At 41.1% G+C, this 8,592-nt stretch carries 8 protein-coding genes and 1 pseudogene; 8 read left to right on the forward strand and 1 reads right to left on the reverse strand.

Features of this window, described 5'->3' with window-relative positions; genetic code table 11:
* Positions 1-243 precede the first annotated feature (243 nt).
* From CDZ78_RS08455 to CDZ78_RS08470, 4 genes and pseudogenes are all read left to right on the forward strand, one after another.
* Positions 244-645 carry a PIN domain-containing protein gene (locus tag CDZ78_RS08455; RefSeq protein WP_280175557.1) on the forward strand — a complete coding sequence of 134 codons (402 nt, stop codon included), beginning with the start codon at positions 244-246 and terminating at the stop codon, positions 643-645.
* Positions 646-802: 157 nt separating this feature from the next.
* Positions 803-1,058 (forward strand): annotated as a pseudogene (locus tag CDZ78_RS08460) (type I restriction-modification system subunit M N-terminal domain-containing protein); the annotation flags it as partial.
* Positions 1,059-1,071: 13 nt separating this feature from the next.
* The gene (locus tag CDZ78_RS08465) at positions 1,072-1,572 is read left to right on the forward strand and encodes a DUF4129 domain-containing protein (protein ID WP_140413940.1); all 501 of its coding nucleotides are present in this window, start codon (positions 1,072-1,074) and stop codon (positions 1,570-1,572) included.
* A 248-nt stretch (positions 1,573-1,820) separates the two neighbouring features.
* The gene (locus CDZ78_RS08470; protein WP_087869630.1) at positions 1,821-2,693 is read left to right on the forward strand and encodes a fumarylacetoacetate hydrolase family protein; all 873 of its coding nucleotides are present in this window, start codon (positions 1,821-1,823) and stop codon (positions 2,691-2,693) included.
* Between the two features lie 189 nt (positions 2,694-2,882).
* On the opposite strand, the gene CDZ78_RS08475 is transcribed toward CDZ78_RS08470, so the two are convergent.
* Positions 2,883-3,371 (reverse strand): YchJ family protein, encoded by a 489-nt coding sequence (locus CDZ78_RS08475; protein WP_087869631.1) that lies wholly within the window; start codon positions 3,369-3,371, stop codon positions 2,883-2,885.
* A gap of 785 nt (positions 3,372-4,156) precedes the next feature.
* Here CDZ78_RS08475 and gnd point away from each other — a divergent pair.
* The 4 genes from gnd (at position 4,157) to pgl (ending at position 8,504) form a co-directional block, all read left to right on the forward strand.
* Positions 4,157-5,602: a decarboxylating NADP(+)-dependent phosphogluconate dehydrogenase gene (gnd, locus tag CDZ78_RS08480; protein WP_087869632.1), complete on the forward strand. Its 1,446-nt coding sequence runs from the start codon at positions 4,157-4,159 to the stop codon at positions 5,600-5,602.
* A gap of 158 nt (positions 5,603-5,760) precedes the next feature.
* Positions 5,761-6,318, forward strand: a complete 558-nt coding sequence (locus CDZ78_RS08485; protein ID WP_087869633.1) for a Uma2 family endonuclease — start codon at positions 5,761-5,763, stop codon at positions 6,316-6,318.
* Positions 6,319-6,360: 42 nt separating this feature from the next.
* Positions 6,361-7,842, forward strand: coding sequence for a glucose-6-phosphate dehydrogenase (gene zwf / locus CDZ78_RS08490; RefSeq protein ID WP_087869634.1), 1,482 nt, complete (start codon positions 6,361-6,363; stop codon positions 7,840-7,842).
* Positions 7,839-8,504 (forward strand): 6-phosphogluconolactonase, encoded by a 666-nt coding sequence (pgl, locus tag CDZ78_RS08495; RefSeq protein WP_087869635.1) that lies wholly within the window; start codon positions 7,839-7,841, stop codon positions 8,502-8,504. Before zwf ends, pgl begins: the two co-directional genes overlap by 4 nt.
* Positions 8,505-8,592 lie beyond the last annotated feature (88 nt).

Below are 8,592 nucleotides of genomic sequence, written 5' to 3' on the forward strand. Positions count from 1 at the left end.
CTTAGCAAAAGGGGGGATTATGTTAATACTGAAGTTTCCCAATAATTATTTATGGTAAAATTGAAACTATGCTACAACTATATGAAAAAAATAGTCTTTTCATTCGTTTCAAATGCTATTGCCTAAGGGGAATTAAGTAGGGGTTTGCTATAAACATGGCAAAACCACCTAAAATAAACCTCGATACACCAGCATTGTGTATTTCAGCTACTCAATAATTGGGAAACTTCAGTAAACTATTTACTGGACACCAATATTCTTTCCGAACCAGCCCGAAAAACGCCAAACCAGAATGTGATGCACTGCTTTAGCCGATATGATGGCCAATATGTCACAGCATCAATTGTCTGGCATGAATTACAGTACGACTGTGAATTGTTAGCAAACTCTAAACGAAAAACAGAATTACAATCTTATTTGCAAGCACTACAAAATGGCGGCTTAATTATTTTACCTTATAGCAAAATAGCCGCTGAATGGTATGCAAAGCAGCGAGCGATTTTAAATGAACAAGGTAAAATGCCAGCCTATGCCGATGGAGAAATAGCTGCGATAGCAGCAGCAAATAATTTAACCTTAGTAACGCGCAATATTGATGATTTTTCTGAATTTAAAAACCTGGAATTAGATAACTGGTTTGAATAAAAAATGTAAATATTTACCTCCTTCTGTTGAAACTGTAGAGCGTGGCTTTACCCGCAAATGCTAAAGGGCATCTAAAGGCGGGCTGAAGCCGCGCCCTACACGTATAGTAAGCTCCCACCTTAGGTTGGTAACCTATAAAATTTTAAAAAGAGAAAATATGTCGGTTAGCTCAGTTATAAAATCCATCCAGGACATTATGCGTAAAGATGCCGGTGTAGATGGCGATGCGCAACGTTTGGGTCAAATGTCATGGTTATTATTTTTAAAAATATTTGATGCCCAAGAAGAAGAGCTGGAATTTGAACAAACAAATTACCGCGAACCCGATCCCCAATCAATATTTATGGCGTAGCTGGGCAGCTGATAAGCAAGGTATAACAGGTGAGGAATTACTAAAATATCGAACAGCAGATAGCGAATAATGCAGTGAGTTTTGCTCCCATCCAGCTAGATAGCCAAACTATTTCAATGATAAAGCGTGCGCGTAGCTTGTGGAGTAGTGTTGATTACAACTGGCATCGCTGGATTATTAATTATGATCGTCGGCAGCAATTGGGCTTTCTATCCGGTTTTGGCATAGATACACTAAAGTCCATGCTTTACTGGCTAGTAGGTTTAGTTGCTACAGTCACCCTGCTTTTAGCGTTGTACGTGTTTCGTAAGCAAACGCCTGTGTTGGATAAGGCGCAGATTTATTATGCCAGGGCCTGTCAGAAGTTAGCAAAAACAGGCTTGGTTAAACAGGATACGGAAGGTGCAAATGATTTTGCGCTACGAGTAAGCGCCGAACTGCCAGACATAGCCGGTAGTTTTGTTCATATTACTCAGTTATATGTGCAGGTTCGTTATGAAAAAGAGCCTGAAGCAATGAATCTGGAGAAATTAAAAGCTAGCGCCTCTGATTTTCGGGTAAGCAAAAAAGATTGAACCACGAAATACACGAAAGAAAGACTAGATAGTGAGGTCGCGCCCGTTTGAAATGATTATGCAAAACTTTGGAGTAGGGCGCGGCTTTAGCCCGCCTTGGTGCATTCTTAGTGACGGGTTAAAACCACGCCCTCGAAAGCTCGGTTAGTCACAGGTTCATGGCTATAGCCTTTTGGCTAGGGGGAACGTCCTCTCAAGGAATGGTATCCCTGCTTTCTTTGCGTGGATAGATTGTTAAAGGATAAAAAATGAAACTAATAACATTTAAACATAATGATATATCCCGGGTCGGTGCGGTTGTCGATAATGAGGTCGTAGATGGTTTAGGAGTAAAAAATATTCCCCAGACTATGCTGCAATTTTTGGCGGCAGGAAGCGACGCTTTAGATGCATTGCAGGTCCTAATCAATAGCCAGCAGGCGCGAATCCCATTAGATGAAGTCAAATTACTTGTTCCTGTTCCAAGGCCGGGAAAATTTTTAGGGATAGGCTTAAATTATGCTGACCATATTGCAGAAACAACTTTGGAAAAACCAGAGTACCCAACATTTTTTAGCAAGGAAAGTAGTTGCGTTATTGCAGATGGTGATGCGATACATCTGCCTAAAGTGTCAGAAAAACTGGACTATGAAGTTGAGCTTGCCTTTGTTATTGGCCAGCGGTGTCGACATGTCCCCCTAGAAAAAGCGCATCAAGTCATTGCTGGATATACTATTGTTAACGATGTCACAGTGCGTGACTGGCAATTCCGCACGCCGACCTGGATAATCGGTAAATCCTTTGATACGCATGGACCTATGGGGCCATGGATAGTGACTGCTGATGAAATTACAGACCCGCATAATTTAAATTTAAAGACCTGGGTGGATAATGAATTACGTCAGTCCTCAAATACCAGGTATATGATTTTCAATATTTATCAGATGATCGCCTATTTAAGTCAGGCAATGACTCTAGAGCCCGGGGATGTCATTGCAACGGGGACACCCAGTGGAGTAGGAGTTAAGATGAAACCGCGAGGCTATATGAAAGCCGGTCAAGTAGTAACCATCGAAATTGAAAATATAGGCCGTTTGAGTAATCACGTGATTAATGAGCCAGATGGTTTTGTTGTGGCTTAGCAACTGTGTGGGACGCGGATATTTAGTCCACCTTTTAAAATGCAGGCTAAAGAGGCTGTGAAAGTATTTTTAGCTTCCCCCCTTGAGAAGGGGGGATTGAGGGGGGATCGTAAAAAACATATATCAAACCTCCCCTAACCCCTCCTTAACTAAGGAGGGGGATATTATTAAATCGGCATTCCTAAGGATTTATTTCTTACCACAGCAACGCTTGATTTTCTTACCACTGCCACAAGCGCAGGGGGCATTTAAACCTTGATTAAAGGAACCGTGGTCTAATGCGATGGATTTTACCTTGCCATCCAGATAAAACCAGCAATTCTGTTTTTTTGCAAAACGGCTAATTTCGTTCATAACGCGTTGTTCGCCATCTACAGTGAAGTAGGCTTTAAATTCGACTATACCTTTATTATCTTTTGCTGTGCCTTTTTTTATCAATACAATTTCTAGTTTAGTCCACACCCCCGTATCTTTAGAAAAATCAACTAAAGCAGGACGAGTTGAAGCGTCCCAGGTTTTGAGTAAGTAAGCCTCATTATGCATTGCATAAGCTGTAAACCTAGAGCGCATTAAGGCTTCTGCGCTTAGCGCTTGGGCTTTTCCTGTATGTAATAACTCACAACACTGAGGGTAAGTTAATTGAGAGCCACAAAGGCAGTTGGCTGTGTTGCTAGACATAATGTGTTGGTGAATGCACGAAAGGAGCTTCTATAATAACAAAGCTACGGATATTGTGTGTCGATAACAATAAAACACAGAACAAAAGTCCTACACTCTTGCCGGTTTGTCCAGGCCTTTTTCTAGCTGGGAATTGATAATGCTCGTCTAAGAGGCTTTTTTTTGTGCCTATCGGTCAAGGATATTTAAGTTGGCATAAAGTCTGCTTTAATTTGTACTGGAAGTTCATGCTGAAAACATCATTTTGCTGTATATCTGAAGTTTCCCAATAATTATTTATGGTAAAATTGAAACTATGCTACAACTATATGAAAAATTGATGGTTTGTCTCCTGCAGGACAGTTTTATTCATTAGCTGCATAAAGGTCGGTTATGACCAATCTTTACCGTCATAATAAGTTCTTGCGACAGAACCGGAATTGATAATGCTCGTCTAAGAGGCTTTTTTTTGTGCCTATCGGTCAAGGATATTTAAGTTGGCATAAAGTCTGCTTTAATTTGTGCTGGAAGTTCATGCTGAAAACATCATTTTGCTGTATATTATCCACTACTTAAATATAATGCACATCATCATGATGACTAATTTCTAGTGCTTGGCTTTATAGCTTAGACGCACTAAAATAGTTCACTATATGCACTGCTTTAGTGCGCAGCTTTAGTCGGAAATAAATGTGTTATCAATATGAAGTAGTGGAATGAGCATAGAATAATTTAAGTATCTATTTAAATTATTTGCTGTGCACTTCATCATCACCCCTGTTATTAAAAAATTAAGTGAGAAAAGAATGAAAGCGGATATTGGGTTAATTGGCCTTGCGGTCATGGGACAGAATTTAGTCTTGAATATGAATGATCATGGCTTTAAAGTTGCTGTGAACAACCGTTCAAGAGGAAAAACGGATGATTTTCTAAACGGTCCTGCAAAAGATACGCAAATTACCGGCACTTATTCGCTGGAAGAATTAGTTGATAGCCTGCAAAGCCCGCGAGTTATCATGCTAATGGTCAAAGCAGGTGATGTTGTTGATAGTTACATTGACCAATTAACGCCGTTACTGTCTGCTGGAGATATTATTATTGATGGTGGTAACTCTTTATACACCGATACTAACCGTCGTACTGAATCTTTAGCTAAACAAAATATTCTTTACATTGGTTCTGGTGTTTCAGGTGGTGAAGAAGGCGCGCGTCATGGACCTTCAGTAATGCCTGGTGGAAATAAAGCAGCATGGGAAACAGTAAAACCAATTTTACAAGCAATTTCAGCCAAAGTAGATGGTGAGCCATGTTGTCAGTGGGTGGGTGAAAACGGTGCCGGCCATTATGTGAAAATGGTGCATAACGGTATTGAATATGGTGATATGCAGATTATCTGTGAAGCCTATCAATTGTTATCAGAAGGTTTAGGTTTAAGCGCCGAAGAAACCCAGAGCGTGTTTGCAGAATGGAATAAAGGTGTTTTAGATTCTTATTTAGTTGAAATTACGACCAATATTCTTGGCTATAAAGATGAAGATGGCGAGCCTTTAATTGACAAGATTCTTGATACGGCAGGCCAGAAAGGAACCGGTAAGTGGACAGGAATTAATGCTCTGGATCTAGGTGCTCCATTAACATTGATTGCAGAATCTGTTTTTGCTCGTTGCGTTTCGTCACAAAAAGAAGAAAGAGTTAGAGCATCAAAAATTCTGCCTCAGGCAACAGCGACTTTTTCTGGTGACAAACAAGCCATGATTAAAGCTATTGGTGATGCCGTTTATGCAGCAAAAATAGTTTCTTATGCGCAAGGTTTTGGTTTGCTGCGTGCGGCAGAAGCAGAGTATGGCTGGAAATTAAACTACGGCGGTATTGCACTAATGTGGCGTGGAGGTTGTATTATCCGTAGTCAGTTCTTGAGTGATATTAAGCAAGCTTATGATACTAACCCTGAGTTAGATAATTTATTATTGGCTGATTATTTTAAAGATGCGGTAACGGCAGCGGACCAAGGCTGGCGTGAAGCGGTTATATTGGGCGTTCAATTAGGCGTGCCAACACCTGCATTTTCTTCTGCATTGGCTTATTATGATAGTTACCGTAGCGCACGGTTACCTGCAAACCTTTTACAGGCTCAGCGTGATTACTTTGGTGCGCATACTTATGAGCGTACAGATAAGCCCCGGGGTGAGTTCTTCCATACTGACTGGACAGGAACCGGTGGTAAAATGTCTTCAACGACTTATAACGCCTAGCATTCATAATAATCATAGTATTCATGCGCGGTGGTACTGATATTTAATCAGGCACATAGAGATACCATCCCTTCAAGGAATGGTATCTCTGCAACACAGTATGGAAACGCTATGGATATTATTTACGAGCATCTAACTTAATAAAATCTGGAGTTCAAATGAGCACAGCTGTTGTAGCCAACTCTATGTCGGCTGATGAATACCTTGCCTGGGAAGAGCTGCAAGAGGAAAAACATGAATATGTGCATGGCGAAATCTTTGCTATGGGCGGCGCGCGGCGCGAGCATGTGCTTGTTAGCTTAAATATAGCTTCTGCCTTAAAACAGCATTTACGCGGCACACCCTGTCGGGCTTATATGTCAGATATGAAATTGCGCGTTGCCACAATGGATACTTTTTTCTATCCTGATGTCATCGTTTCATGTAATCAAAAAGATCATCAGGCAGAGCAGTACTTATCGTTTCCTACGTTAATTGTAGAAGTGTTATCAGATTCTACAGAAGCCTATGATCGAGGTGCCAAGTTTACCGCTTATAGGCAGCTAGCTGAGCTAAAAGAGTTTGTATTGGTCGATATTAAAACGCGCAGTGTCGAATGTTTTCGACGTACCGCAGACAATGACTGGCTCTTGCATGTTTATACTGATGAAGACGTTTGTGATTTTGTGAGTTTAGATGTCTCTATTGAGATGAAAGATATTTTTGAACAACAATAACCAGCCCCATTTATTTTTAAAAAATTATTAAAGGAATCTATAGTGAAAACTGATCCCTGTACTTATGTTATTTTTGGCGCGACAGGTAACTTATCGCGCATCAAATTAATTCCAGCGTTATATCATCTGGACATAGAAAACCGCCTGGATAAAGAGACTAAAATTATCGCCATCGGTCGTCGTCCATGGGATAACGATAAGTGGATCTCTGAAGTGCGTACGATGCTAGAAGAGAAAGCGCGTGGTGGTGTTGATGAGAAAGTGTTTAAACGCTTTGTTGCTCGTCTGCAATATCATAAAGGTGATTTGCAACAAGCTGAGTGTTATAGCAGCTTAGCAATCTTACTGAGTGATACAGGTCAATTCCCACAGAACATGGCTTTTTATCTTGCAATTAATCCAGAAGATTTTAGTTCTGTGATTGAGCGTTTAAGTGTCCCGAATTTATTAGAAGAAAATCAATTCTGGCGCAGAGTGGTTATTGAAAAACCTTTTGGAACCGATCTAGAAAGCTCACGTTCTTTGCAAAACAAAATCAGCAAATATTTACGTGAAGAGCAGATTTATCGTATTGACCATTACCTGGGTAAGGGTATGGTCCAGAATGTTCTGGTTTTCCGCTTTGCTAATTCCATGTTAGAGCCTTTATGGAATCGTAATTATATCGATCATATCCAGATTACCCACTCAGAGCAATTAGGAATCGGAAGTCGCGGAGCGTATTATAACCATACCGGTGCCATGCGTGATATGTTACAAAGTCATTTACTGCAGTTGCTGACATTAGTGGCAATGGAACCTCCTGTTTCCATGGAAGCAGAAGATTTACGTGATGAAAAAGTAAAAGTTCTAAAATCCATACGCCCGATTCCTGAAGAAGCGGTGAATGCCCAGTCATTTCGCGCTCAATATGCGCCAGGTACTGTCAATGGGGAAGAGGTTAAGGGCTATTTGCAAGAAGACGGGATTCCTGAAAATAGTGTCACAGAAACTTATGCTGCCATGAAGCTTTATATAGATAACTGGCGCTGGCGTGGAGTGCCTATTTATTTGCGTACCGGGAAGCGTATGGAAAAAGCACAATCCAGCATTTCAATCTGTTTTAGACACGCACCTTCACAACTATTTAAGGATACCCAGGCGAAAAAAATCAAGCAAAATTGGTTATTGCTAGGTATACAGCCTGAAGAATGTATTCGCATGGAGATGACGGTTAAGGAACCGGGGCTGGAAATGAAAACCCGCGTCAGTAATCTAGATGCTAGTTTTCGTAATGAAGATGAGCAACCCTCAGATGCTTATGAAGATCTATTGCTGGATGTGATCGAAGGGGATCGTTCTTTATTTTTACGTTACGATGAAGTCGAATATGCCTGGAAAATTGTTGATCCAATTATCAATAAATGGGCAGTAGAACGCGATTATATCGAAACCTATCCGGCTGGTTCGTGGGGGCCAAATGAGCGCCGCTTATTTGACAAAGAAAGTCAGCATTGGCGCAATACACTGCAGGCAGAGAAATGACCCAAAATATAAACTGGAAAGCTTACGATTCAATAGAATTGTTAGCAGAAGCTGCGTGTCAACGCGTCTTAGATGCGGCCCAAAAAGCAATTGCTGCTAATGGCGCGTTTAAATTAGTATTGGCAGGGGGAACTGCGCCTGTTAAAGCCTATCAGCTTTTAGCAACTAAACAGGTAGACTGGAGTAAATGGCATATTTATTATGGTGATGAGCGTTGTTTGCCAGTGGATGATAGCGAGCGTAACAGCCTGGTTGCCGAACAAAAATGGCTGGATTTAGTGGCTATACCCAAAGCGCAAATTCATCGAATTGCAGCGGAATTAGGTGCTGAAGCAGGTGCAGAGCAATATGCCAAGGTTGTCGCTGAAGCAGCTGGTTTTGATCTAGTGTTATTAGGTATGGGCGAAGATGGCCATACTGCAAGCCTGTTTCCTGGGCATATACATAATGTTGATGAGCTGACTCATGCCGTACATAATTCACCAAAGCCACCGGCAGACCGGGTAACTATTAGTGCTAAAGCTTTAAGCAATACAGCAGAGTTGATTTTTATCGTTTCTGGCGACAAGCAGGATGCATTGGAAGCATGGAAAAGTAAACAAGACATTCCGGTAACCCAGCTTTGTCCTGAGTCCGGTGTCGATGTGCTATTGTGTGTGTAATTAAAGCAAAGAAGTAGGCTAGCTTTTAGAAGCTGTGAAGCTATGCTATTTTTACCCTTCCCCCTTTAAAACTTAGGGGTGAGGGGGG

The sequence above is a fragment of the Bathymodiolus platifrons methanotrophic gill symbiont genome (genome assembly GCF_002189065.1).
Lineage (GTDB): Bacteria > Pseudomonadota > Gammaproteobacteria > Methylococcales > Methylomonadaceae > Methyloprofundus.